At 74.6% G+C, this 24,896-nt stretch carries 22 protein-coding genes; 7 read left to right on the top strand and 15 right to left on the bottom strand.

The annotated features are described in order from the left end of the window. Positions 1–115: 115 nt before the first annotated feature. A complete protein-coding gene (locus tag IF61_RS0127430) occupies positions 116–1,132 on the top strand; it encodes a 3-dehydroquinate synthase family protein (RefSeq protein WP_030369217.1) in 1,017 nt (338 codons plus the stop codon). A gap of 100 nt (positions 1,133–1,232) precedes the next feature. Here IF61_RS0127430 and IF61_RS0127425 read toward each other — a convergent pair whose 3' ends face one another. The 13 genes from IF61_RS0127425 to IF61_RS0127365 form a co-directional block, all read right to left on the bottom strand. Continuing rightward, entirely contained in the window at positions 1,233–2,078 is an 846-nt protein-coding gene (locus tag IF61_RS0127425; RefSeq protein WP_245684642.1) for a methyltransferase domain-containing protein, read from the bottom strand. A gap of 45 nt (positions 2,079–2,123) precedes the next feature. After that, the gene (locus IF61_RS0127420; RefSeq protein ID WP_052393103.1) at positions 2,124–3,722 is read right to left on the bottom strand and encodes a serine hydrolase domain-containing protein; all 1,599 of its coding nucleotides are present in this window, start codon (positions 3,720–3,722) and stop codon (positions 2,124–2,126) included. Then, complete coding sequence (locus IF61_RS0127415) at positions 3,719–4,789, bottom strand: LLM class flavin-dependent oxidoreductase (protein WP_157848694.1); 1,071 nt, start codon at positions 4,787–4,789, stop codon at positions 3,719–3,721. Before IF61_RS0127415 ends, IF61_RS0127420 begins: the two co-directional genes overlap by 4 nt. After that, the gene (locus IF61_RS32810) at positions 4,786–5,505 is read right to left on the bottom strand and encodes an HAD-IA family hydrolase (protein WP_078660545.1); all 720 of its coding nucleotides are present in this window, start codon (positions 5,503–5,505) and stop codon (positions 4,786–4,788) included. The genes IF61_RS0127415 and IF61_RS32810 overlap by 4 nt, the downstream gene beginning before the upstream one ends. Then, positions 5,496–6,410 (bottom strand): transglutaminase-like domain-containing protein, encoded by a 915-nt coding sequence (locus IF61_RS0127405; protein ID WP_030369212.1) that lies wholly within the window; start codon positions 6,408–6,410, stop codon positions 5,496–5,498. Before IF61_RS0127405 ends, IF61_RS32810 begins: the two co-directional genes overlap by 10 nt. A 93-nt stretch (positions 6,411–6,503) precedes the next feature. Further along, positions 6,504–7,643, bottom strand: a complete 1,140-nt coding sequence (locus IF61_RS33640) for an LLM class flavin-dependent oxidoreductase (protein WP_052393102.1) — start codon at positions 7,641–7,643, stop codon at positions 6,504–6,506. Further along, positions 7,640–8,806, bottom strand: a complete 1,167-nt coding sequence (locus IF61_RS0127395; protein ID WP_052393101.1) for a Gfo/Idh/MocA family protein — start codon at positions 8,804–8,806, stop codon at positions 7,640–7,642. Before IF61_RS0127395 ends, IF61_RS33640 begins: the two co-directional genes overlap by 4 nt. Then, complete coding sequence (locus tag IF61_RS0127390) at positions 8,806–9,579, bottom strand: SDR family oxidoreductase (RefSeq protein WP_030369209.1); 774 nt, start codon at positions 9,577–9,579, stop codon at positions 8,806–8,808. The genes IF61_RS0127395 and IF61_RS0127390 overlap by 1 nt, the downstream gene beginning before the upstream one ends. Then, on the bottom strand, positions 9,579–11,894 hold the full coding sequence (locus tag IF61_RS0127385) for an AMP-binding protein (RefSeq protein ID WP_030369208.1): 2,316 nt from the start codon (positions 11,892–11,894) through the stop codon (positions 9,579–9,581). The genes IF61_RS0127390 and IF61_RS0127385 overlap by 1 nt, the downstream gene beginning before the upstream one ends. 1 nt (position 11,895) lies before the next feature. Beyond that, the gene (locus IF61_RS0127380; protein ID WP_030369207.1) at positions 11,896–13,041 is read right to left on the bottom strand and encodes a radical SAM protein; all 1,146 of its coding nucleotides are present in this window, start codon (positions 13,039–13,041) and stop codon (positions 11,896–11,898) included. 26 nt (positions 13,042–13,067) lie between these two features. Next, positions 13,068–13,916, bottom strand: coding sequence for a PIG-L deacetylase family protein (locus tag IF61_RS0127375; RefSeq protein ID WP_030369206.1), 849 nt, complete (start codon positions 13,914–13,916; stop codon positions 13,068–13,070). Then, a complete protein-coding gene (locus IF61_RS0127370; protein WP_078660543.1) occupies positions 13,913–14,905 on the bottom strand; it encodes a glycosyltransferase family 2 protein in 993 nt (330 codons plus the stop codon). The genes IF61_RS0127375 and IF61_RS0127370 overlap by 4 nt, the downstream gene beginning before the upstream one ends. Positions 14,906–14,909: 4 nt before the next feature. Continuing rightward, the gene (locus IF61_RS0127365; protein WP_030369204.1) at positions 14,910–16,070 is read right to left on the bottom strand and encodes a DegT/DnrJ/EryC1/StrS family aminotransferase; all 1,161 of its coding nucleotides are present in this window, start codon (positions 16,068–16,070) and stop codon (positions 14,910–14,912) included. 731 nt (positions 16,071–16,801) lie between these two features. On the opposite strand from IF61_RS0127365, the gene IF61_RS0127360 reads away from it, so the two are divergent. The 6 genes from IF61_RS0127360 (at position 16,802) to IF61_RS0127335 (ending at position 23,499) form a co-directional block, all read left to right on the top strand. Further along, positions 16,802–18,364 (top strand): alkaline phosphatase family protein, encoded by a 1,563-nt coding sequence (locus tag IF61_RS0127360; RefSeq protein WP_030369203.1) that lies wholly within the window; start codon positions 16,802–16,804, stop codon positions 18,362–18,364. Positions 18,365–18,444: 80 nt separating this feature from the next. Beyond that, complete coding sequence (locus tag IF61_RS0127355; RefSeq protein WP_030369202.1) at positions 18,445–18,705, top strand: acyl carrier protein; 261 nt, start codon at positions 18,445–18,447, stop codon at positions 18,703–18,705. Next, positions 18,702–20,117, top strand: coding sequence for an alkaline phosphatase family protein (locus IF61_RS0127350; RefSeq protein ID WP_030369201.1), 1,416 nt, complete (start codon positions 18,702–18,704; stop codon positions 20,115–20,117). The genes IF61_RS0127355 and IF61_RS0127350 overlap by 4 nt, the downstream gene beginning before the upstream one ends. Further along, on the top strand, positions 20,117–21,952 hold the full coding sequence (locus tag IF61_RS0127345) for a B12-binding domain-containing radical SAM protein (protein WP_030369200.1): 1,836 nt from the start codon (positions 20,117–20,119) through the stop codon (positions 21,950–21,952). Before IF61_RS0127350 ends, IF61_RS0127345 begins: the two co-directional genes overlap by 1 nt. Continuing rightward, a complete protein-coding gene (locus IF61_RS33635) occupies positions 21,946–23,040 on the top strand; it encodes a DUF4346 domain-containing protein (protein WP_052393100.1) in 1,095 nt (364 codons plus the stop codon). Before IF61_RS0127345 ends, IF61_RS33635 begins: the two co-directional genes overlap by 7 nt. Positions 23,041–23,061: 21 nt before the next feature. Beyond that, positions 23,062–23,499, top strand: a complete 438-nt coding sequence (locus tag IF61_RS0127335) for a type II 3-dehydroquinate dehydratase (RefSeq protein ID WP_030369198.1) — start codon at positions 23,062–23,064, stop codon at positions 23,497–23,499. A gap of 27 nt (positions 23,500–23,526) precedes the next feature. On the opposite strand, the gene IF61_RS0127330 is transcribed toward IF61_RS0127335, so the two are convergent. Continuing rightward, positions 23,527–24,027: a hypothetical protein gene (locus IF61_RS0127330; protein ID WP_157848693.1), complete on the bottom strand. Its 501-nt coding sequence runs from the start codon at positions 24,025–24,027 to the stop codon at positions 23,527–23,529. A 60-nt stretch (positions 24,028–24,087) separates the two neighbouring features. Continuing rightward, complete coding sequence (locus IF61_RS33630) at positions 24,088–24,852, bottom strand: phytanoyl-CoA dioxygenase family protein (RefSeq protein WP_052393099.1); 765 nt, start codon at positions 24,850–24,852, stop codon at positions 24,088–24,090. Positions 24,853–24,896: the final 44 nt, after the last annotated feature.

Here is a 24,896-nt window from a genome sequence, read left to right as displayed (position 1 = left end):
GAGGAGGGCCGCCGTGCCGCAGCCGCAGCAGAACCCCGCCGGACGCCACAGCCCCGTCAGCCCAGGCGGTCCCGTAAGCCCTGTCGGTTCCGCCGGCCCTGTCAGCCGTGTCGACGTGCGGCTGGGGGAGCGCTCCTACGCCGTCCACGTCGGGCCCGGGGCGCGGGAGCTCCTGCCGGACGTCGTGGCGGCACTGGGCGCCCGGCGTGCCGCGGTCGTCACCGCACGGCCGCCGGAGACGGTGCCCGACCCCGGCGTGCCGTCGACGGTCGTCCAGGTGCGCGACGGGGAACGCCACAAGACCCTGGCCACCGTGGAGGACCTGTGCCGGCGGTTCACCACCTTCGGCATCACCCGCCACGACGTGGTCGTCTCCTGCGGAGGCGGGACGACCACCGACACGGCCGGGCTGGCGGCCGCGCTCCACCACCGCGGGGTGCCCGTGATCCACCTGCCCACCACACTCCTGGCCCAGGTGGACGCGAGCGTCGGCGGCAAGACCGCGGTCAACCTCCCCGAGGGCAAGAACCTCGTCGGGGCCTACTGGCAGCCCGCCGCCGTGCTGTGCGACACCACCTACCTGGAGACGCTGCCCCCCGAGGAGTGGACCAACGGCTACGGCGAGATAGCGCGCTGCCACTTCATCGGCGCGGGCGACCTGCGCGGACTCGCCGTCCACGAGCAGGTCACCGCGAGCCTGCGGCTGAAGGCGTCGATCGTCTCGGCCGACGAGCGCGACACCGGCAGGCGGCACGTCCTCAACTACGGCCACACCCTGGGCCACGCCCTGGAGACCGCCACCGGATTCGCCGTCCGCCACGGCATCGGGGTGGCCATCGGCACGGTCTTCGCGGGCCGGCTGGCCCTGGCCCTGGGGCGCATCACGGCCGGCCGCGCGGAGGAGCACGCCCGGGTCGTCCGCGACTACGGCCTGCCCGGGGCGCTCCCGGAGGACGCCGACGCGACCCTGCTGACCATGCTGATGCGGCGCGACAAGAAGGCCGCCGGCGACGGCCTGGCCTTCGTCCTCGACGGGCCGCGGGGCGCCGAACTCGTTCCCGGCGTCCCCGAGGACGTGGTCCTGCGCACCCTCGACGGAATGCCGAGGCAGAGCGGCCCCGCGGGGCTGTAGCAGGAAGGGCGTAGCCAGGAGGCCGTACGCCCCCGCGCCGGCGGCTCGCGGCGCGGGGGCGTACGGGCCCGCGGGCTCGTGCCCGCTCACCCCTTCCGCGTCACGGGCGCCGGGCCACGAGCAGCAGATAGCCGAACTCCCTGATTCCCACCAGGTCGCCCGGGTCGAACTGGTCCACCATCTCCTCCCCGAACTCCTCCGCGAGCTGCTGCTTCGCCGCGTTGATGCGCTCGGAGAGCAGGACGAACGTCTTCTCCAGCGTCTGGTCGCTGATGTCCAGGAACTCCTCCAGCCACAGCCCCGCCCCGCGCAGCAGGGGCGGGTAGGACTCGGCGGTCACCATCGTCATCATGAAGTCATGCAGGTAGCGCCGTACGGCGGTCTGGCCGGCGGCGGGGATGGGGGCACGTTCGAAGAAATCGGTGAGCACCAGCCGGCCGCCCGGCCGCAGCACCCGGCCCACGTGCGCGAGGACCTGGGCGCGGTCGGGCATGTGGATGATCGACTCCAGGGCGATGACCGCGTCGAAGCTGCCGTCCTCGAAGGGCAGTTCCATCGCGTCCGCCTGCCGGAACCGTGCCCGGTCGGCGACGCCTGAGGCCTCCGCCAGCGTGTTGGCCCGGGCGATCTGCTCCGTGCTGACGGAGATGCCGGTGACGTCCGCGCCGGTGCGGCGGGCGATGCGCACCCCGGGCGTGCCCACGCCGCAGCCCAGGTCGAGGACGCGCGACCCGGCGCCGATGCGCAGCCGGTCGGCCATCATGTCCGTGAGCCGGTCGGTCGCCTCCTCCAGCGGCACCCGGCTGTCGGGGGAGTCCCAGTACCCGAAGTGCAGGTTCTCGCCCAGGGAGGCGGAGCCCAGGGCGGTGAACCGGTCGTAGAGCGCGCCCACCTCGGCGGACACGGGCGACGGCATGGGCAGTTCGGTCAGGTCGGAGTGCGGCATGGAAACCCTCTCTGGAAGTCGGAACCGGACGTCGGACGTCGGAGGTCAGCACAGACGGAGGTCGCGGTACACGGCGTCGGCGATGCGGAGGATCCGCTCGCGGTGCCGTTCGTGCTCCACCTTCCCGTTGAGGTGGACGGCCACGGTGAGCCCGGCGTCGGGGTCCGCGAACGCCACCGCGGTCCACAGCCCGTCGTGCCCGTAGGACCGCGGGGAGGCGTGAGTGCCGAAGCTGGTGAACTCCTCGCCCAGGTGGCGGCATTCGAGGCGGAACCCCATGCCCCAGTCGGCGTTCCCGTACCGGTCGCGCAGGCCGGTGCGGTGCCGGGCGGTCAGCGCGGCGACGGTCGTCGGCGCGAGGACGCGCCCGCCGGGGGCGGCCCCGCCGCGCAGCAGCATGGTGAGGAAGCGGCCGAGGTCGCTCAGCGGCCCCCGGGTGTTCACGCCGGGGATGCACCGCGTGGTCGCGGCCTCGGTGGACCACCAGTGGGTGGGCTGGGGAGCCGACCGGGGGTTGCTCACGTGGATCAGCGGAAGCCGGTCACCGAAGGCCGTGAAGTCCTCCGGCGTCAGGTGCACGCGCGTGCCCGTCATCCCGCACGGCCCGAGGATCTCCTGCTCGACGTACGGGCGGTACTCCCTGCCGTCGACCACGGGAAGGATCCGGGCCAGGACGAACCAGGCCCACCACTGGCTGTAGTTGACGCCCGGGGCCCGCCGCGACCATGACGGGACCGCGACGCCGAAGGCCCGTCGCAGACGCTCGTCGTCCGGTCCGGCGACCACGCCGTGCAGCGGGTCGTCGCCGGTCGGCAGCGGGCCCGTGTGCGTGAGAAGGTCCATCGAGGTGATGGACTCCTTGCCCGCCCGGCCGAACGCGGGCAGGTAGTGGGCGACGGGCAGGTACGGGTCGTACGCCCCGGCTTCCCAGAGCCGGCCGAGCGCGGCCGACAGCAGGGGCTTGGCGCAGCAGTACCACAGCGGCAGCGAGCGATGGGTCATCGGGACGCCGGGCCGGGCCTCGCCCAGCCCCGCGTCCGCCAGGGTGACTCCGTCGAGGGAGACGTGCAGCTGGGCCCCCGGAGTCGAGGTGCCCACTTCGCGTTCCATCTCGCGCACGGTCCCGGGCAGGGCCTCCCGGGCGTGCTCAACGGCCTCGGCCACCCCGGCCGTTTCCCCGGCCCCGGCTGTCCCAGCAGTCTCCGCAGCCTTCCGGGGCCGGGGCTGAGGCAGTCCGGCCGCACCCCGGAGCGCGGCCACGTGCCCCGACCCGTCCCGCCGGAGCGCCGCGTCGATGAAGAACAGCAGGCTGAAGTTGCCCTCGGCGCGCACGTCACCGCGCTCGAAGACGCCGGCGCGCTCCTGCGACGAGCCCAGCAGCAGCGCGCGGGCCGCCGCGTGCGGCAGGGTGATCCGTAGCCCCGGCGACTCGCCCGCGGCGGCCGCGACGCCGAGGCGCCCGGCGGCCAGGTCCACCTCCACGTCCACCGCAGGGGGCGCCCCGGGCGGCGGATCGGTGATCTCCAGCCGGAGCCTCACGGTGTCGCGTACGCCGGCGGGCGGGCGTTCGAGGGAGCGGCCGGCGGCGAGCCAGGCCGTGGACAGGAACGGGTCGGCGGGTTTCGTACCGGGCACCGGGCTCATTCCTCCGCCTCCTCTGCCTTCTCCGCCCCGCCGGGACCGGTGTCTGTGCCGACGCGGGGGGCGATGTCGGTGAGGAGCCGGTCCAGACTCGTGGTGTGCGGGTAGTCGCGGAACCACAGCACGAACTCCTCCACGCCCGCCGCCAGCAGGCTCCGCGCGCGGTCCACGATCTGATCGGGCGTGCCGTACAGGCTCCGCCGCGCCAGCAGGTCCGGGTGGTGGCTCCAGAACTGCACCTCGTGCGGGGAGCACAGCCACCGGTCACGCTCCAGCACAGAGTCGAAGACCCGGCACTCGGCCGCCCAGGCGTGCCGCACCCCGCCGGGGTCCGTCCCCAAGGCCGTCCTGCGCTTACCGAACTCTTCGACAGCCGCGGCCACTTGACGCGTCTCGCCCGTCCACTGGACGGCGGAGCACTCCCGTACGGAGACGTCCGCGGGCAGGCGCGCCCCGGCCCCCTCCTCCCCGGCGTCCAGGCGCAGGACCAGCGGCAGCGGCTCCTGGTGCGGCGCCGGTACGCAGTGCGCGGCGTCCAGCCGTACGTGCTCCCCGGCGAGGGTCACCGGCCGGCCGCTCCACAGCGCGCGCAGCGCCTCGGCCGTCTCCCCGACGGCGCGGTGGGCCCGGTCGTCGCCGGCGGAGACCTCGCCCGGGGAGGGTTCGTCAGGCGGGGCGATCCCGGTGGAGCGGTGCTCCGGCACGTACGCGGCGGCGGTAAAGCCCAGTGCGAGCCGCCCGCCGCAGATGTGGTCCGCGCTCGCCGCCCGCTTGGCGAGCAGGGCCGCGTTGCGGAAGGGCGCCGGCGGGGAGAGCAGGCCCAGCTCCAGCCCCGGCACCGCGGCCGCCAGCCCGGCCAGCGCCGTCCAGCCCTCCCACACGGGCTCGGGCGCGCGCCGCGGCGTGGTGTCCGTGCGGTCCAGCAGCCACAGCGCGCCCCGCCCGTGCCGCCGGACGGTGCGGGCGGTCTCCAGCAGCAGCCGCCAGCCCTCGGCCCCGCCGGTGCCGGCCAGTTCACCGGCCGCCCCCTGCGGGGCGACGACGCTCCAGCGCGGGGCGGCCGCCGTCATCCGCGCCCCCCGCCGCACACGAGCGCGAGCAGGTGCCACGGCTGGTCGAGCAGGAAGTCGGGGCGCTCGGCGCGCAGCCGTTCCGCCGAGCCCTCGCCCCAGGTGACGCCGGCGGTGGCCGTGCCGGCGGCGCGCCCGCTGCGGATGTCGATCACCGCGTCGCCGACCATGACCGCTCCGTCGGCCGGTGCGTCCAGCCGGTGCAGTGCCTCGCGGACGATGTCCGGGTGCGGTTTGGGCCGGGGCACCTCGTCACTGCCGACGACCTCGTCGAGCAGGGGCAGCAGCTCGGTCCGGTCCAGGACGGCGCGGGCCCGGGAGCCGGACTTGCCGGTGGCGACGGCGGTGCGCACGCCCCGTTCGCGCAGGACGGCCAGCAGTTCCGGTACGTGCGGGTAGACCTTGACCCGGTCCATCAGCTCATGGCTCGCCCGGACGAACGGCCCCTCCATCTCGCCGGGCAGCCCCATCAGCCGCATGATGTCCGGGAAGTAGCGCCCCTGGTGGGTGACGTACTCCTCGAAGGGCGGTTCGCCCGTGCCCACCACCTCGCGGTAGGCGATCGCGAAGGCCTCGCGCATGACGTCGAAGCTGTCGATGAGGACGCCGTCGAGGTCGAAGACCACGGTGGCGAAGCGGCCGGGAGCGGGGGCGGCGGTCCGCGGCGGTACGGCCGGGGAGGCCGCGGCGGAGCGGGGCGGAGGAGTCAGGGGCATGGCAGGAGCTCCGTGGGTAGGGACGCCGGGGCCCAGACCCCGGCGTGGCTGACGACTTTCGTGAAGCGGTCCGTGAGCCGGTGGAAGACGGCTCCCGGGGACCCGGCGGGCGGGTGGGCCGCCGCGTCCAGCCCGCCCCAGGCGGCCATGGCCCGCAGCAGCAGCGGATCGGCCGGCACCCACCGGCCGTCCACCAGGAACTCCGCCCAGCAGTGCGGGGTGGAGTACGGCCTGGCCACGAGCAGCCCGAAGGCGAAGCGGACGCCGAGCCCACGCCGTTCGCCCTCCGCCACCAGCCACGCGGCCGCGCCCCCGCAGTCCGCCATGCGCGTCCGCCACATGAACTCCGGGTCCCAGCGGACGGCCTCCGGCAGCAGGAAGAAGCCGACCGGCTCCAGGGCGCGCAGCAGCTCCAGGACGGGCGGGGGGAAGGCCGGCCACTCCGGATGCGGCCGTACGGTGAGCCGGGCCAGGAGGGCGTCCGCGGGCGGGCCCGCCACCACGCGGCGCCGCCCGCCGGGCAGCAGCACTCCGTACGGGCAGGGGCCGGCGTGGCCGGGCACCGGGCACGACGCCTTCACGTCGACCAGCAGGCTCGGGGGTGCGGGGACCGAGGCCGTGCGCAGGGCCGCCGCCCAGGAGCGGATGGCCCGCCGCTGGACGGAGGCCAGTCCGAGGTGCAGGGCGGTGTTGCCGAGGTCGTAGCCGTCGAAGAGCCGGCCGGGGCCGTGGCCGGCGTGGGGCAGCCCGGCCGCCGTGAGCTCGTCCAGCAGCTCCGGTCCGATGCGGTGCAGGCGGCGTGCGCCTTGTTCGTCCACGGCGAAGCGGCGGTGCTCGTCGGGGACGAGCAGCAGCCGGTCCACGAGGGGGCGCAGCTCCCGCGCCGGGGGCGGCCGGGTCGGCACGTGAACGCTGATCTCCTCATCCTTTCGCCGGGGCGCGGTCGGCGCGGCCGTGGCAGGCTCCTACTGGATCGTCAAGCGGTCTGCGGGAGCGGTTCAGTCGAGGTAGCCGAGGGCCTGGAGGCGGGCGGCCACCTGTTCCTCGTCGCCCTGTGTGTAGGCGGGGCGCGGTGCGTAGGGGGTGTGGTCGCGCAGCGCGGGGATCACCTCGCGGGCGAACAGTTCGAGGGACTCGGCCCGGTGCCGCTCCTCCAGGCCCCCGAAGGCGAACTCGCCCAGCACGGTGTTGAAGTGGCCCTCCGCGGCCGCGGCCCGGATCCTCTCGGTCACCGTCTGCGGCGAGCCGACGAAGACCAGGTTGTGGTCGAGGAGGAAGCCGAAGTCGCCGGACCCGGCGAGGATGTCGGGCGTGCTCAGTTTGCTGGCCGGGGCGTGCTGCTCGCCGGAGCGCCGCACGGAGCTGTACTGGAGGGTCTTGGTGAAGGTCTCGGTGATGTGCGCGGCCGCGCGCGCCTCGGCCTCGGCGTCGGTGGGCGCCACGTGGACGAGGGTCCAGTAGCCGATGTCGGGGTCCGTGGCGTGGCCGTGCCCGCGCCACCAGTCGAGGTAGTGGCGGTAGACGAGGCCCATGGAGGCGCGCGGCACGATCATCGTCGAGCCCGTATGGGCGCCGACCGAGCTGAGGTGGCGCAGGGTGTTGCGGTTGGTGGTGGGCACCCACAGCGGCGGGTGGGGGCGCTGCAGGGAGGGGAAGGAGAGCGTGACGTCCCGCACTCGGTGCACGGGCCCCTCGAAGTCGATCGTGCCGTCGGTGCCGAGCGCGGTGCGCAGCAGCTCCACGGCCTCCCGGGTGAGCTCGTGACGGCCTGCGAAGTCGGCGCCGAAGGGCAGGAAGGGCTCGGGGCTGACGCCCGAGGCCAGCCCCACCTCCAGCCGGCCGCCCAGGAGGTGGTCGAGGGTGGCGACCTCCTCGACGAGGTGCATCGGGTGGCGCAGTGGCGGGACCCAGCCCATCGGCCCCACGCGGATGCGCTCGGTGTGCAGGGCCGCGCCCGTGCAGAACACCGCCGGGGAGGACATCCAGCTCTCGTGCGGCGTGCAGTGGTGCTCGACGGAGAAGGCGTAGTCGAGGCCGAGCCGGTCGGCGTCGCGGATCTCGCGCCACAGTTCGGCGTAGCGCTGCCCGGGGGTGATGCCGGGCCGGCCCCAGACGTGGGTGAAGTAGGCGAACTTCATGAGACCTCCCGCAGGGTCCGGCCGGCGGCCGAGTAGATGTGGTCGATGCAGGAAGCGAGGATGGTCACTTCGGCCATCGAGCCCTCGCCCAGGCCGGACGCCGGCCGCCCGCCGCCGGGGCCCCCGAGCCGGCGGGCGAGCTCGTCGACCTGCCGCTCGTATTCGATGCCCACGGGCTCGTCCGGCAATGCGACCGTCTCCTCGCGGCCCAGGCGCAGGACGGTGAGGGAGGAGCGCGGCAGGCGGTGCGGGCTGAAGCCGAAGGTGCCGCGCAGCGTGGCCACGCCCTCGGTGCCCTCGACCGTGAGGGTGGTGACGTCGAGGGCCTGGTGGGAGGCCCAGCGGGTCTCCAGGGAGATGCCCACCCCCGTGTCGGTGACCAGGAAGCCGCGGGCGGTGTCCTCGACGGGTTCCACGGGCCGGGCCGCCGGGCCGTCCTGGGGGCGCGGCCGCCAGTCGGCCGTGGCGTCGCCGCGCTCCATCCAGTCGGCCGACATGGTGCCGGCCGCCCGGACCACGCGCGGCCAGCCCAGCAGGTGGAGGCCCACGTCGAGCAGGTGCCAGCCCAGGTCGAGCAGGGCCCCGCCGCCCGACAGCCGCCGGTCGACGAACCAGCCGGTGCGCTGCGGGATGCCGGTGGCCCGGATCCAGCTCAGGCCCAGGTTGCGGATGGTGCCCAGGGTGGGCAGGAGCTCCGCCAGCCGGCAGACGTCGGTGCGGTGCCGGGCGGCGCTCCACGAGTACAGCGTCAGGTCACCGATGCTGCCCCGGGCGAGGTGGTCCAGGGCGAGTGCCTGGGCCTCGAAGAGGGTGCGGAACACCGGCTTCTCGACGAAGACCGGCACGTCGCGTTCGACGAGCGCCTTGGCCACGGGAAGGTGCAGGTGGTTGGGCAGGGCGATGACGGCCGCGTCCACGATGTCGGGGCTCAGCTCCTCCGGGTGCCGCAGGACGCGGGTGTGCCCGCCGCGGGGCACGGCCGAGCGGGCGGCCGCGGGGTCGTCGTCCACGACAGCGTCGACCCGGAACGCCGGGTGCGCCTCCAGCAGGGGCAGCCACACCTGCCGCGCGACCCAGCCCGCCCCCACCACCGCCAGCCGGAGCGGTTCGCGGTCGGCGGGCCGCGCGGATCGTTTGCCGGGTGCCTTGTCGGTGAAGGTCATCAGAACCGCGCACCGCCGTCGACGACGAGGGTGGTGCCGTTGACGTACGAGGCCGAGGGCGACATCAGGAACGACACGGCCGCCGCGACCTCCTCGGGCTCGCCGAGCCGGCCGGCCCCGATGAACTTGAGGACCAGGTCGCGCTCCGCCTCCGAGAAGTCCATCACCTCGGCCCGGATCGCCCCGGGGGCCACGACGTTGACGGTGATGCCGTGGCCGCCGACCTCTCCCGCCACGGACGCCGCCCACGGCTGGAGGGCGCCCTTGGTCGCGGCGTAGGCGCCGTGGCCCGGCAGCCCGCTCGTGCCCGCTCTTGAGCCGAAGAGCACGATCCGCCCGTAGCGGGCCCGCATCATCGGCTTCAGGCACGCCTTGGCGAGGTTGACCGCACCGGCCAGGTTCAGCTGCAGCAGCCGCTGCAGGCTCCGGTCGTCGGTGGCCAGGGCGAGCCGGCGGGTGCGCAGGCCCGCGGCCGCCACGCAGCCGTCCACCCGGCCGAAGCGCTCCACGGCGGCGGCCACCAGGGCGTCGGCCCCCTCGGGCCGGCTCAGGTCCGCCGCGACGGGCACGAGCGTGCCTCCCTGGCCCTCGGCCTGCTCCTGCAGTTTGCGCGCGGCCTCGGCACCGGTGTGGTAGCCGGCGACGACGGCGGCCCCGAGCGCGGACAGCTCCAGCGCGCAGGCACCGCCGATCTGCCCCGACGCTCCCGAGACCACGACCACGCGGCCGCTCAGTCCGAGCCGCTCCACGGCCCGTTCGGTGACGCTGCTCATCAGCCGGCCTCCTCGGCGGTGATCAGATGACACAAGGACTCCTCCAGCGGCAGGTGCCTGCTGATGCGGGCCCCTTCCCGGGACAGGCCGGCGATCAGGTCGCCGGCCGTGGGCCACGCGGTGCCGCCGTGCGTGAGCCAGTCCAGGGCCAGTTCGCTGCCCGCCCCGGCCGGGGGCAGGAAGACGTCGTCGACCAGCAGCCGGCCGCCGGGGCGCAGACTGCCCAGCAGCACGGCGGGTTCGCTGCCCGGGCCGGGGCCGTGCACGGCGTTGGCGACGACGCAGAGGTCGGCCGCGCCCCGGGGCGGCTCGGGGCCGGTGGTCACCCTGCCCTCCGCAACGGCCGCGGCGACGGCGGGCGCGGGCGGCCCGGAGAGCCGGCCGACGGTCAGCAGGTGGCCGCCGGCCGTGGGGTCGGCGGCCAGCAGGCGCTCCAGGTAGCGGCCCGGCCCGGCCGTAATCTCAACCATCCGTGCCCCCCTCTCCGGCTTCAGCAGCCGCAGGCCCAGTGCGGCCCGGGCCCGGGCGCTCGGGCCGTTCATGGCGCCCTGGTAGACGGTGACGAGCCCGTCCGGTCCGGCGGGCCCGGTCTCTTCGAAGGGCCGTCGCGCCACCCCGGTCCGGGCGACGGCGGCGATCTCCTCGCGGGTGACGGGGCCGCGCGAGAGGTGCTCCTCCAGCCGGACGAACGCGGCCAGTTCGGCGGCCCGCACGCGCGGCTCCCCGTCCCCGGCCGCTCCGGTGGTCAGTACCCCCAGCCCGGCGGCCGTCCGGAGCACCCACTCCAGCGCGTCGGCGTCGCACTCCAGCTCCCGGGCGAGGTCCGCCGCTTCGGCGCCCTCCGCCAGCCGGTCCAGCGCGCCCAGGCCGTGCAGCGCGAAGAGGACCTCGGAGGTCTTGTAGGCGCGCGCGGCCTCAGCCGCCCGCCGGGTCAGCCGGTAGCGGGGGGCGGCCCGGACCTTGCCGGCGGCGCTGGTGGGCAGGGCCGTACGGATCAGGAACTCGTCGGGCACCTTGTGCGCGGCCAGTTCGCGGCGGGCGTGCTCGCGCAGCGGCTCCGGCGCGAGTCCCGGCCGCAGGGCCGACACCTCCGCGACGATGCCGTCCTCACCCGGGTGACGCCCCCGCCGGGCGGTGACCCGCACCTCGCGCACGCCCGGATGCCCCCGCAGCACCTCCTCGATCTCCAGGGGGGACACCCAGCGGCCGCCCCGGCGGATCGCCCGGTCCTTCCGGCCGATGACGCGCAGTCCGTCCGGCACGGTCACGGCGAGGTCCCCCATGGCGTGCCAGATGCCGTCCACGCGGACGTGCAGCAGCCCGGGCGTGCCGCCGGGGACCGCCTCGCCGTCCTCGCCGGTCAGCCGGTACGCGATCCCGGGCAGGGGAGTGCCGACGCAGAAGGGCTCGATACGGGCCCGCCCGGCGAACACCGCACCCGTTTCGGTGGAGCCGTAGTTCCGGGCGAGCGGGGTGCCGAACGCGTCCTCGAAGGCGCGGTCCAGCCGCTCGTCCACCGGGCCGGCGCCCACCATGGCCAGCCGCAGGGCGGGCGCGGCGGCCGGGTCGGGGCGCTCCGCCGGGCCCGGGCCGTCGCCGGGCCGCGGCCGGGGGCCGCCCGCGCGCAGCCGCCGGGCCGCGAGCAGCCGGGCGATGCTGGGCACCAGCGCCACCACCGTGGCCCCGCCGGCCAGTTCCCCGGCGATCCGGCCCAGGGCCGTCGGCGGGACGGGCCGCAGCGAGGCACCGGACAGCAGCCCCCCGAAGAGCCAGCCCAGCGCGTAGGCGTGGGAGAGGGGGACCGGCAGCAGCAGGGTGTCCCGCCCGGTGAGCCCCACGCCGTCGCGGTAGCGGCGGCCCTCCGCGAGGAGGCTCGCCTCGTCACGTACGACGATCCTGCTCGCGCCGGTCGAGCCCGAGGTGGGCAGCAGGACGGCCGGGCCGGGCCCGGAGGGTTCCCCGGGCGGACCGGACAGCACCGGCGGCAGGTCGCCGTCCCCGTCCGGAACGGTCAGCGACCTGCCCCCGCCGGCCGCCCGCAGCAGCCGCCGGGCCTCGGCCTCCGGCGTGCCGGCTTCCAGGAGCAGCGGCCTGGTCCCGGCGGCCAGCAGGGCCAGGAAGGCCACCACCCACGCGGGGCCGTTCCCGGCGCACAGGGCCACCGCCTCGCCCTCCACGGTCCCGGCCCCGATCTCGTCCGCGGCCTTGCGCACCCGGTCCAGCAGCGTGCCCGCGTCCGTGCCCGGCAGCAGGATCCGCCCCGGCGGCAGCGCGCGCACCGCCTCCAGGAGGGTGTCCGCCTCGCCGTCGCCCATGTCACTTCCCCCCGGTGCGGAGGTAGTCGGCCTTGGCGTCGGCGATCATCCGGCGGATGCGGGGCGGCGAGTAGGTGGGCGCGGCGCACAGCTCGTCGAGGGTGATCTCGTCCTCGAAGTACATCGAGAGCGTGTCCCAGGGAGTGAAGCAGCCGTGGCACGCCGAGAGCCGCGGCCGGGGAGCGAGCAGGGCCCGGTAGAGGCCGCTGGTGCCGGCCTTCTCCAGCGTCTCCTCCCAGCTCTCCTCCAGGGCGTTGCCCATGTCGGAGAACCAGATGTTGGGGCAGGGGGTGACGACCCCGTCGCTGAAGGTGGAGACGACGAGCCGCGGCAGGTGGCAGCGGAAGGTGCGGCGCCCCTCGCGGTAGAAGCTCAGCAGCCGGTCGAAGTAGGGGCGCGGCGGGAGCACGGAGGCGAACTCGTCGTAGCGGTCGGCCAGTTCCTCCACGAGGCCGTGCTGCTCGGGACGCACCGCGAACCTCTCCGCGTCCGGGCCGCGGACGGGGAAGGGGAAGTACACCGGGGGCCGGGAGAAGCCCGTCAGCCACTCGGCGAACGCGCAGACCTCGGTGACGCTGCGGTCGTTGAGCACCGAGTAGATCTCCACGGGCAGCCCCGACTCCAGGATGCGGGAGATCGCGGCGACGACCTTGCGGTGCAGCCCCTCGGTGGGCACCCGGTGGCTGTTGCCGTGGTGGAGGTGGCTGTCCAGGGAGACCTGCAGGACGACGTTGCCCCAGGCGCGGAAGCGGTCCAGGTGCTCCTGCCGCACCAGCACGCCGTTGGTCTGGATCACCAGCACCTCGTGCTTGCCCGCCTCCTGTTCCAGGAAATCCATGATCCCCCGGACCAGGAAGATCTCGCCCCCCGTGACCTTGAGCAGCGGCAGCCCGAAGTGGCCCCGCAGCCGGTCGGCGACGGCGTCCAGCCGCTGCCCCAGCGGGCTGCCGGGCTCGTAGCTGTCACGCCGCGGCGGTTCGAAGATCAGCTGGAGGGAGTGGCCCTCCTTGAGGTTGCTCTGCCCGGTGAGGCAGTACGTGCAACTGAGGTTGCAGGAGTCCTCGTTGACGACGAGGTCGTTGCCGATCAGCGGCAGCAGCCGCTGCCCGGGTCCGGCAGCCGCCGACGAAGGAGTTCGCGGGGACATGAGTGCCCTTTCTTCGGTCATGGGGGCTACGCGCGGCGTGGGTCACGGCCTCCCTCCGCCGTCCGGGCGGGCCGCCCGCCGGCCGCGGGCAGCCAGTGGCGGTCGGCGAGCCGGTGCCCGTCACCGTCGCCGTGCCCGCGGGCCCGGGCGAGCAGCGCCTCGCGCAGTGCGGGGACCGAGCCGAAGTGGGCCCGGGCCTGGCCGGCGTAGCGGCCCGCGGCGGACAGCCAGCGCTCCACCGCCCCGGCCGGCAGCGGCTCGGTGCGCGGCCGCAGGCCCGCGTGGTCGCGCCCGCGCAGCCGGTAGGGAAAGTCCTCGTACCAGACGGTGCGCCCCGGTGCCAGGGCCTCGACCGCGCCCCGGACCAGCCGGTGGTCTACGTGCCCGCCCGCCGCGAGGGGCGCGTGCACCGTCACCGGCCCGGCGCACAGCGGGGCCAGCGCGGCGCGGACCTCCTCCAGCAGCCGCGCGTCGGCGGGATGCCGGGGGCCGAGGAGCCGCCGCGGTGCGGAGTAGAGGAAGCCGGAGCCGCCCGCTCCGGTGCGCAGGGCGGCGTCCGTGAAGCCGAGCGGTACGAGGACGGCGCCCAGTTCGGCGCAGGCGGCCGCGTCCTCGGCCTGCCGCACCCGGGGATCGGCGGTCTTCCGCCAGGTGCCGGACGCTTCGGCCGGTCCGGCGGCAGGACCTGTGAAGACCGTTTCGGCGGGGCCTGTGAAGACCGTGTCGGCAGGACCTGAGAAGACCGTGACGACGGTCGTCCGGCGGCCCTCGGCGGCCCAGCGCGCCAGACGGGCGCCCACGGACCAGACGGCGTCGTCCGCGTGCGGGGCGAGCACCACGTGACCGCCGGGCGCGGCGTGCGTACGGGTCGTCATCGCGTGCCGCCCCGTACCGTCGCGTCCGTCGCGGCGGCGACGGCGCGGACGTACTCCCCAGGGGTGCCGCCGGGCCCGAGCAGCGCCTCCAGGGCGTGCACCGAGGGGCGCGGGTGAAGGGCCCGGAAGCGGGTCAGGTTGCGGTGGTGCTGCTCCCAGCGCCCGGGCCGGGCATGGCTGAGGTGGACGCCCAGGGCGTCCGCGGCCAGGGTCCTGCGGAGGCCCGCCGCGTGCAGGCGGAAGCCGAACTCCAGGTCCTCGCAGCCCCAGGTGACCCCGAAGTCCTCGTCGAAGCCGCCCGCCCGCCGCCAGCGGTCGCGGTCGACGGCGGTGTTGGCGCCGACGAAGCCGAGCCAGGGCGCGACGTCCGGCAGGGCGCCGCCGGCCATGGCCTCGATGGTCCGCTCCAGGGCGTTGGCGACGAGCCGCCGGTGCGCGGCGGGCCCGGACGGTGCGAGCGCAGGCGCCGGGCCGAGGGCGGCGCGGGCCCGCCGGGCGTCCTCGGGACTCCCGCCCTCCAGGCTCTTCAACAGCCGTGCGGCGGTGGGTAGTTCGCGCGTCCGTCCGTGGGTGAAGGTATCCGGGTCCGCCGCCTCGGCGTGGGCCGTGAGGAAGTCCGGCCCCACCAGCACGTCGTCGTCCAGGAATACCAGGCGGGCCCCGCGGGCCGCGGCCGCACCGGCGTTGCGGGCCGCGGCCCGCCCCCGCAGCGGCCCCCGCACCACCCGCACCGGCAGGTGGCGGGCCAGCTCCCCGGCCACGGCGGCAGGGGTGGTTCCGTCGCCCGCCGGTCCCGGATCGTCGCCCGCCGGTCCTGGGCTGCCGCCCGCCGGCCCCGGATTGTCGTCGACCACGAGCACCTCGAAGGACGGCGTCCCCGGCCCCTGCCCGGCCAGGCAGGAGAGCGTCGCGCGCAGGCGCACCGCCGGCCCGCGGCTGGGCACGACGACGCTCAGCCGGGGAGCCGTTGCGCCACTGGGCACAGGCATCGCGTCAGAGCGCGCGGACGAGGCCCGCGAAGACCTCGGCCAGCCGGTCCAGCACCGGCACGTCGGCGAGCAGCACCCGGTGGTGCAGCCACACGCAGTCGCCGCCGATCCGCTCCGCCACGGGACAGTGCGCGGCCAGCTCCTCGGCGTCGCCCGGGACCGGCCCGTGCCGGAATCCCTCGGTGCGGTAGACCGGCGGGAAGCCGACGAAGGCGGGGACGCCCCGCTCGATCAGCCCGTCCACCAGCGCGAGCCGCCGCTGCGCGGTGATGCCGGGCAGCCGCACCATGGCCATGTAGTGCGCGTGCAGGGTGCCGCGCTCGTCCCGGCCCTGGGGCACCACCCCGTCGATCGCCGCGAGCGCCTCGCGCAGGTGCGCCCAGCGCTGCTCGCGGACCTTCAACTGATCGTCCAAGCGTCCTAGCTGGGCGCGCAGTACGCTCGCGGAGAACTCGTTCATGCGGTAGTTCGAGCCCTGGGTCAGGTGGGCGTAGAGCCGGTCTCCGGGCGGGCGGCCGCAGCAGTGCCGGAGGTACGCCTGCCGGTGGGACTCCTCGTCGGGCAGCAGCAGGGCCCCGCCCTCGCCCGCGGTCATCAGCTTGCCGTTCTGGAAGCTGAAGGCGGCGATGCTGCCGAGCTCGCCGGCCCGCCTGCCCTGCCACCGTGCGCCGTGGGCGTGCGCGGCGTCCTGCAGGAGGGGCACCCCGGTGTCCACGGACAGCTTCTCCAGCGCGTCCATGTCCGCGAACTGGCCCGCCATGTGCACCGGCATGATCGCCTTGGTCCGCGGCGTGACGAGCGCCGCCGCCGACTCGGGGTCCAGGCAGTAGGTGTCGGGCCGTACGTCGGCGGGCACCGGCACGGCCCCGATGCGCTGCACCGCCAGCGAGGAGGAGATGAAGGTGAACGCGGGCACGACGACCTCGTCGCCGGGGCCGACGCCCATCACCTCCAGGGCGAGTTCCAGCGCGTGCGTGCCGTTCGTCGTCGCCAGCGCGTACGGCGCTCCGTGATGGGCGGCGAATTCCCGCTCGAAGTTCTCGACCTCCGATCCTCCGTTGCGCCACCAGCCTTCCTGCGCGAGCGCCCGCAGAAGGCCGGTGCGCTCCTCCTCGCCGTGCTGCGGCCAGGAGGGAAAGAGCAGTTCTTCACCGGAGTCCGGCATGATGAGCAGCCTTTCGGTCTCGCGCTTGTGGTGGGCCGACTTCAGGCGCCGTTCGACGGAAGGACGGAAGGACGGAAAGCGATCCGGGGCCGCAGGAGCAGCCGCACGCCGCGTATCTCGCGGCCGGGAAACAGCCGGGAACAGGCGGGAATATGGGCCGGCCGAAGGGTCCGATGGGCGGCCGGGCAGGGGACATGCGATCCGGCCCCCGGTCGTGGGCCGGATCACATGCCCGTACATGAGCGTCCATCGGGGTAGTTGCCGGAGTCAACACCCCGGAGCACAACTCACCTACGAGCCACAGGATTTCGCCGCACCCGCCATGACCTGCGAACTCGGCGCCGCACAGACGGCCCGGGCGCGGTCGGAGGGGGTCACACCGGTCCGCGCGGACGGTTTTTCCGCCGGTGAAGTGGCGCAAATCGCGTGCCTGGAGCCGGCGGCGGGGCAGGCGTATGGTGGAGCGGGTTCCGTCCGGATACGTGCCGTGTGAAATCTGCCGCTGTACCGCCGAATCCGTACCGCCCCCGAGGGGAGAACCCTCCTGCAGGGGAGAACCTCCTGAGGGGAGAGCGCTCCCGAGCGGAGAGCCCTTCCGAGGGGAGACCGCTCCCCGCACCCGCCGTCCGCACCGTGGACGCTCCGCTCAGGGGCTGTTAATGTCCTCGGGCCATCGATGACCGGACGATTTCGCCTGCGGTCATGATGCGTCCAGAGCTGGAGGCAATTTCGTGCCACCTTCTCCGCCTTCCCCTCCTTGTCCCCGCGCCCTCGTCATCGGCATCGACGGAGGCACATTCGACGTCATCGACCCCCTCGTCGCGCAGGGCCGTCTGCCCCACATCGGCAAGCTGCTCGGCCAGAGCGCCCGGGCCGTCACCGACTGCACCTGGCCGGCCCACACGGCGCCCGGCTGGAGCACGTTCGTCAGCGCCAGCCGCCCCGGGGGGCACGGCATCTACCAGTTCCACGACACCCAGGACCCCGGCTACGGCGCCCGCGTCACCCGCTCCGCCGACCTGGGCCGCACCAGCGCGTGGGACTGGCTCGCCGCGCAGGGCCGCACCCTCGGCCTCGTCAACATCCCCATGTCCCACCCGCCGGCCGAGCTGCCGGGCTATCAGGTGACCTGGCCCCTGGAGCGTACGCTGCGGCACTGCCGGCCACCCTCCCTACTGCGCGAACTCGCCGCGGCCAAGGCCCACTTCCAGTCCGATCTGGCGACCATGTTCCGCGGCGACATGGCCTATCTGGAGGAGGCGGAACGCAACGTCGAGGCGCGCGTCCGGTCGGTGCGGCACCTGATGACCACCCGGCCCACCGACGTGGTGATGGTCGTCCTCACCGAGGCGGACCGCGTCGGCCACCACTACTGGCACTTCGGCGAACCGGACCACCCCGGCCACCTTCCGGCCCCGGAGGGCAGCGGCTGGGACGCCGCCGTCCCCCGCATTTATCAGGCCGTGGACCGTGCCGTGGGGGAGCTCCTGGAGCTCGCAGACGAGGACACCAGCGTCGTGCTCGTCTCCGACCACGGCCTGGGCACCGGGCGCCACGCGCTCGCGCTGCACATGCTCCTGGAGGAGGCCGGGCTGCTGGCCACCGCCCCCGGGGAGCGGCCCGAGGAAGGGGCGGCGAGCTGGTTCGCCGGCGCGGGGCGCCACGTGGACTTCCGGCGCACCCGCGTCTACATGCCCGTACCCGGCAGCTACGGCCTCAACGTCAACGTACGGGGACGCCAGCTGCGCGGCTGCGTCGCACCCCGCGAACGCGAGCGGGTCATGGAGGAGACCGCCGGGCTGCTGGCGGGGCTCACCGGGCCGGACGGGCGCCGGGTCTTCCGTGCCGTCGTCCCCCGGGAGGAGGCCTATCCCGGCCCGCACTGCGGCCGCGCGCCCGACCTGCTCCTGCTGCCGGACGACGAGAGCGTGCTGCCCGTCTGCGACGTGGGCGGCGAGGTGTGGCGGCCCAGCCCCCAGACGGGCCTGCACCGCCACCGCGGCATGTGGGCGCACCGCTCTCCCCGCATCCGCCCCGGCCGCCTGCCCGGGACCGTCGCGCTGACGGACACCATGCCCACCCTGCTGGCCGACCTCGGGGCTTCCTGGCCGCCGGACGTGCACGGCGCCCCCGTCCACGACGTCCTCGCCGGCGTGGACGTCCCGCCGCCCGACCCCCGCCTCGCGACGGTCCGCGCGGCCGCCGGACCCGCCGGCACGGCCGCCGCGGAGATCCCCGCCGGCACCGAGGACGCGTACACGAGCGAACGGCTGCGCGAGATGGGCTACCTCTGACAGCCCCCGGCCCGCGGCCGACGTCCGGGCCTCCTGGCACCCCGCCGCTCCCAAGGAGCTGAGGAGAAAGGTTTCCGCGCATGGAGAAGACCGTCACGGACGAGATCAAGGACCGCCTCCGCAAGGTGCTCGTCGACTCCCTGGAGCTCCCCATGGAGCCCTCCGGCGTCCCCGACCATGGGCTCGTGGACAAGCTGGGCCTCGACTCGATCAACACCATCGAGTTCCTCATCTGGGTCGAGAGCGAGTTCGGCATCGAGATCGCCGACGAAGACCTGTCGATCAAGCTCATCGACAGCCTCGACCTCCTGGCCGGCTACGTCCGCGAGCGCATGGCGTGAGCCCGGCAGCCGAACGCGCCCTGGTCATCGGGCTCGACGGCATGCCCCGGTCCCTGCTGACCCGGCTCGCCGCCGACGGCACCATGCCCCGCGTCGCCGGGCTGCTCGCCGAGGGCCACTGCGCCGAACTCCTCGCCCCCGTACCCGAGATCAGCTCCACCTCCTGGGCCACCTTCCTCACCGGGACCAACCCCGGCCGGCACGGCATCTACGGCTTCACCGACCTCACGCCCGGCGGCGGCTACCGCATCCGCTTCCCCGGCCTGCCGGACCTGCAAGAACCCCCGCTGTGGGAACTCGCCGCCCGGGCCGGACGGCGCACCCTGTGCCTGAACGTCCCCGGCACCTACCCCGCCCCCGGCACCGGCGGCGCGGTCGTCTCCGGCTTCGTCGCCCCCGACCTCGAACGCGCCGTCAGCCCGCCCCGGCTGCTGCCCCTGCTGCGCGACTTCGGCTACGAACTCGACGTCGAGGTCGGGGACGTCGCCGCCGACCCCGCCGCCTTCCTGGACCGGGCCGAGCGCGCCCTGCGCGCCCGCACCCGGGCCATGGACCACCTCCTGCGCCACGAACCGTGGGACCTGGCGGTCACCGTGCTCACCGAGACCGACCGCGTCTACCACTTCCTGTGGCGCGCCGTCACCGACCCCGGCCACCCCCTGCACGAGCGGCTCCGCGCCTTCCACCGCCTCGTCGACGACAGCGTCGCCGCGCTCGTCGCGGCCCTCCCCGCCGGCACCGAGCTCTTCCTGATGAGCGACCACGGCTTCGGCCCCGCCGCACACCAGGTCTACCTCAACGCCTGGCTCAGGGAGTCCGGCTGGCTCGCCCCGCTCGACGCCTGCCCCCGGCCGGACGCGCTCGACGCGCGCAGCACCGCCTTCGCCCTCGACCCCGCCCGCATCCACCTCAACCGCAAGAGCCGCTTCCCCGGCGGCGCCCTCACCGACGCCGAGGCGGACGACGCGGCCGCCGAGATCGCCCGGGAACTGACCGCACTGCGCTGCGACGGCACCCGCATCGGCCCCGACGCCGACGGGCCGCCGCTGCTGCGCTCCCTCCACCGCGCGGCCGACGTCTACCACGGCCCGCTCCTGGCCCACGCCCCCGACCTCGTGGCCGTGCCCGCGCCCGGCATCCAGCTGCGCGGCGGCTGGGGCGGCACCGCCACCGTGCGCACCGACGTCCTCAGCGGCACCCACACCCGCCACGACGCGGTCCTCTACCGCCGCGGCGCCGCCCCGCCGGACCCCCGGCGGGCCGCCGCGCCCTACGACATGACCGACGTGGCCCCCACCGTCCTCGCGTCGATCGGCATCCGCCCGGACGGCCTCGACGGCACGCCCGTGCTCGGCACGGCGGACCCGCCGCCCGGCGGCCCACCGGCCCCCCTCGACACCAGGGAGCAGTGATGAAGCAGGATCTCGGTCTGGTACCTTCGGCGCCCAAACCGGGAACGCTCGACCTGACGCTCGACCCGCGCATCACGGACCCCGCGTCCTTCCGGGTCAGCTTCCTCATCCTCCTCGACGGCGACCTCGTGATGTCCCCCGAGCACCTGGGCGTGGCCTACATGACCAGCGTGCTGCGCCACACGGGCTTCACCGCCGAGATCCGGGAGGTGGAGCACGGCGACGACGAGGCCGCCGCCGCGGTGGAAGCGCTCAAGGACTTCCGCCCCGACCTCGTCTGCTTCACCCTGATGAGCCTCAACCTGGGCAGCTGCCTGACGCTGTGCCGGCTGCTGCGGGAGGAGCTCCCCGGCACGGTGATCGCCTGCGGCGGGCCCGCCGGCACCTTCGCCGGCCTGGACGTGCTGCGCAACAACCCCTGGGCCGACGTCGTCGCCGTCGGCGAGGGCGAACCCACCGTCCTGGACCTCGTCCAGCGGCTGTACCTCAAGGAGCCGCTCTCCTCCGTGCGCGGCATCTGCTACCGCGATGCCGGCGGCACACCGCGCCAGAACCCCGCCCGGCCCCTCATCCACAACCTCGAAGACCTGCCCTTCCCCGCCCGGGACCAGCTCAGCCAGCACGGCGACAAACTGGAGTACGTCCGGGTGAGCACCAGCCGGGGCTGCGTCGCCAACTGCGCCTTCTGCTCCGCGCCGCACCTGAAGAACCGGGTGCAGGCCGGCAAGGCCTGGCGCGGCCGCGGCCCGGAGCAGATCGTGGAAGAGGTCGCCGCGATCGTCGAGCGCCACCAGTTCCGCACCTTCGACTTCGTGGACTCCACCTTCGAGGACCCCGACGGCGGCCGGGTGGGCAAGAAGCGCGTGACGGCCATCGCCAAAGGCATCCTGGAGCGCGGCCTGGACATCTACTACAACGTCTGCATGCGCGCCGAGAACTGGCGCGACACCCCCGAGGACCACGCCGTGCTCGACCTGCTCGTCGCCTCCGGTCTGGAGAAGGTCAACGTCGGCATCGAAGCCGGCACCGCCGAGGAACTCCAGCTGTGGGAGAAGCGCGCCACGGTCGAGGACAACGTCACCATCATCAGGATGCTGCGGGAGCACGGCGTCTACCTCGCCATGGGGTTCATCCCCTTCCACCCGTACGCCACCGTGGAGACCCTCGTCGCCAACGCCGCCTTCCTGCGCGACAACTCCGGGCACAACCTGCGGCGGATGACCGAGCGCCTGGAGATCTACCCCGGCACCGCCATCGTGCGCCGCATGGAGGGCGACGGCCTGCTCGACGAGAGCTACCTCGACCGGCTCGACCCCTACGGCTACGACTTCAAGGACCCCCGGGTCGGCCGGCTGGCCAAGCACTTCGCCCGGCTGTACAACAACGACGACTACCACCGCCACGGCGTCATCACCGAATACTCCTCCGTTTTCGCCTTCGAGACCTACAACGTCGTGCTGCAGACCTTCATCTCGCGCCTGCACCGCAGGTTCGGCCGGCTGCCCGGCGTCAACGACGTGATGGAGGCCTTCAAGGCCCGCGTGCACGAGGTCCGCCAGGAAATGGGCCAGTACAACTACGCCTTCTTCATGTCCAACCTCGAAGCCGTCATGAACGACACCCTCGACCCCGCCGAGCAGGCCCGGCAGGTGGTGGACGTCGAGCAGTACTTCCACGACCGGATGCAGCTCCTGCGCGACGAGCAGCTGCGCGTGGGCAAGGCGCTCACCCGCCTCGGCGCCCGCGTCATCGAGGTCAGCTCGACGATCCCCAAAGAACGGCCCGGCGGACTGCCCCGCCAGTACACCGGGGAGGGCAGCGGAGCCACATGGTGAGAACGGGGGAGGGCACGGCGGAACCCGCCCCGGCGCGGGTGGCCGTCTGCACCCTCAGCAGCAGGGAACTCGTCGAACCGCTGGCCCGCCTGCCCGGCGTGGCCCTGGCGGGCACCCTCATGACCGCCAACCTGGGCATCGAGGAGATCGTCCGGGCCCTGGCGCACGAACGCACCGTCCGCGGCCTGCTGGTCTGCGGCCGCGACTCGCCCCGCTTCCTGGCCGGGCAGAGCCTCGTCGCCCTCTTCCGCCGCGGCCTGCCGCCCGGCAGCGCGCGCATCCCCGGCGCCGCCGGCCACCTGCCCGTCCTGCGGTCCGTGACGCGGCGGGAGGTCGAGGAGGTGCGCGCCCGCGTGGAGCTCGTGGACCTGCGCGGCGAGCGCGACCCGGCGGTCCTGCGCACCGCCGTCGCGGCGCTGGTATCCGCCGTGCGCGAGGCCCCCGCGGACGGCCTGCCCCCCGGCGACGGCGCGGCTCCGTACGGACTCCAGGGCCCCGCCTTCGGCCTGCTGCACCCGGTGGGGCGGCGCAAGCCCCTCGACACGGGCATCGACGGCTTCGTCGTGATCACCGTGGACCGGGCCGGCCGGCGCATACGACTGCGCCACTACGACTCCGACGTGACGCCCCGGCACGAAATGCAGGGCACCCGCGGGGAGACCATGCTGCTCGGGCTCCTGGAGGCCGGCGTCATCGAGGACCCCGCCCACGCCGGGTACCTGGGCGGCGAACTGGCCAAGGCCGAAACGGCGTTGCGGCTCGGCCTGCACTACGAACAGGACCTGCCGCTGCGCCCGCCGGGACGGCCACCGCGCCGCGGCCCGCGGCGCACTACCGGGAAGGAGCGGACGACCGTGACCGACGTGCCCGCGCTGGAGGAGTTCCTGACCCTGGTGGCCCGCACGCTGGGGGCGCGCGAAACCGTGCTCGACCCCCACACGCCCCTCGGCGAGCAACTGGCCGTGGACTCCGTACGGGTCATCGAGCTCACCGTCGTGCTGGAGGAGGAGCTCGGGGCCGAGCTCCCCGACGACGCCGACGTGGCCCGGGCCACCCCCGCGGACCTGTACAAGGCACTGGTGGGCTGAGCGGAAACGCGGAGGAGGAGCATGGACAGGGTGTTGTTGCTCAACGGGCCCAACCTGGGGACGCTGGGCACGCGGCAGCCGGAGATCTACGGGAAGCAGACCCTGGCCGAGATCGAGGCCGAGGTCGCGGAGGAGATCCGCGGGCGCGGCTGGAGCCTGGTCGCCGAGCAGCGCAACGGCGAGGGAGAGCTCGTCGGCCTCCTGGAGCGCCACCGGGACGTGGTCGGAGCGATCGTCAACCCGGGCGCACTGATGATCGCGGGCTGGTCGCTGCGCGACGCGCTGGCGGACTTCGGACGGCCGTGGCTGGAAGTCCACCTCAGCAACGTGTGGGGCCGCGAGGCCTTCCGGCACGTCTCGGTGACGGCGCCGCTGTCCTCCGGCGTCGTGATGGGCATGGGGGCACTGGGCTACCGGATGGCGGCCCGGGCCCTGACCCTCATGGTCCCGGAAGGCTGACGGCCCGCCGTGCCGACCCGTGCCGCGTCAGGCCGGCCACACCTGCAGCTCCTCCTTGATGAGCCGTGCGCTCACCGCGTCGCACGCAGCGGGCAGCGGGCAGCCGGGCGGGAGGAGCCGTACGGTGAAGGGCCCGTCGGTGAGGCCGCGCCAGCGGTGGGCCGCGGCCCGGGCCGCGTGCGCGGCCATGGGGACCAGCACCGTCACCGGGCAGGACAGCCGCCCGGCGGCGACCGCCGCGCAGTCCTCCTCCGGCTCCCGGTCGCCGGCCCACAGCAGCACGTGGGAGGGCGGCGGATCCGCGCGCAGGGCGCCGGCCAGTACGGCGCCCACCCGGTCGCCGGTGGTGAACAGCGCCCGGGGCAGGGCGTCGCCGGGCGGGCCCGCGAGGCCCCCGGGCCCCCGGCCCACCGTCACTTCGGGCGCCAGCGCCCGGCGCCAGCTGTCCGCGGCACCCGCGCCTTCTCCGGCGGCCCGGCCGGCCACGACGACCAGCCGGGCCACCGGAGCCATGAGCCTTCCCGGCATGAATCCCTCCCCTTCCGTGCGCCGACGGCACCGGCGCGCCCTCCGTCGTCCGTCACGCGGCTACGGCAGGCCGTCCGTCATCCCGAGCGAGAAGTAGTTCTCGTAGCCCAGCAGGCGGCGCAGCCCGGGCTCGGCACGCGCGGCGACCTCCTCCTTCAGGCCGGTGAAGAAGTTCTGCTGCTGCCGGACGTAACCGCGGCAGTAGTAGTTGAGGATGCCGTGGCGCGGCCGGCCGGTGGTGTTGGCGCCCGTCTGGTGCCACAGCCGGCCGTCGAAGACCATCACGCTGCCGGCCGGCGCGCACACCGGGACGGCCGCGGTGTTGCCCTCGCCCCGCTCGTAGTCCGGCTGCCGCCCCAGCAGGTGGGAGCCCGGCACCAGCCGGGTCGCGCCGTTCTCCGCGGTGAAGTCGTCCAGCATCCACATGCTGTTGGCCACCAGGGCGTACGGCGGCCAGGGCGGGCGGGCGAAGGTCTGGTCGGCGTGCAGGTGCATCGGGGCCCCACCGGGCCCGGCGATGTTGGCATGGGTGCTGGAGAGCAGGAAACCGACCCCCAGCAGCTCCTCCATCAAGCGCATGACGGAGGGGTCCTGGACGTTCTCCTCGAATTCCTCGCCCTTGTTGAGCAGGCTGAAGACGCGCTGGTTGCCACCGTCGTAGAGAAAGGCGGAACCGTCTTCGCGTTCCCGCCCGGCGACCTCCAGAAGACGTCCCCGGAGCCTTTCGAACGCGCCCGGCGAAATCGGGCACTCAAGCAGACAGTATCCGTGATCGGCGAGGTCTCGTGCGGCTGTTTCGACGTCATTCGTCAGAGTCGCGCGCATATGGCGAGGCTAGCAGCCGCCATTACCCCGGAACAACAGCACGC

Source organism: Streptomyces roseoverticillatus (assembly GCF_000719265.1).
GTDB lineage: Bacteria > Actinomycetota > Actinomycetes > Streptomycetales > Streptomycetaceae > Streptomyces > Streptomyces roseoverticillatus.
Note: the sequence above shows the minus strand (reverse complement) of the source record. Positions and strands in the feature narration are given on the sequence as shown.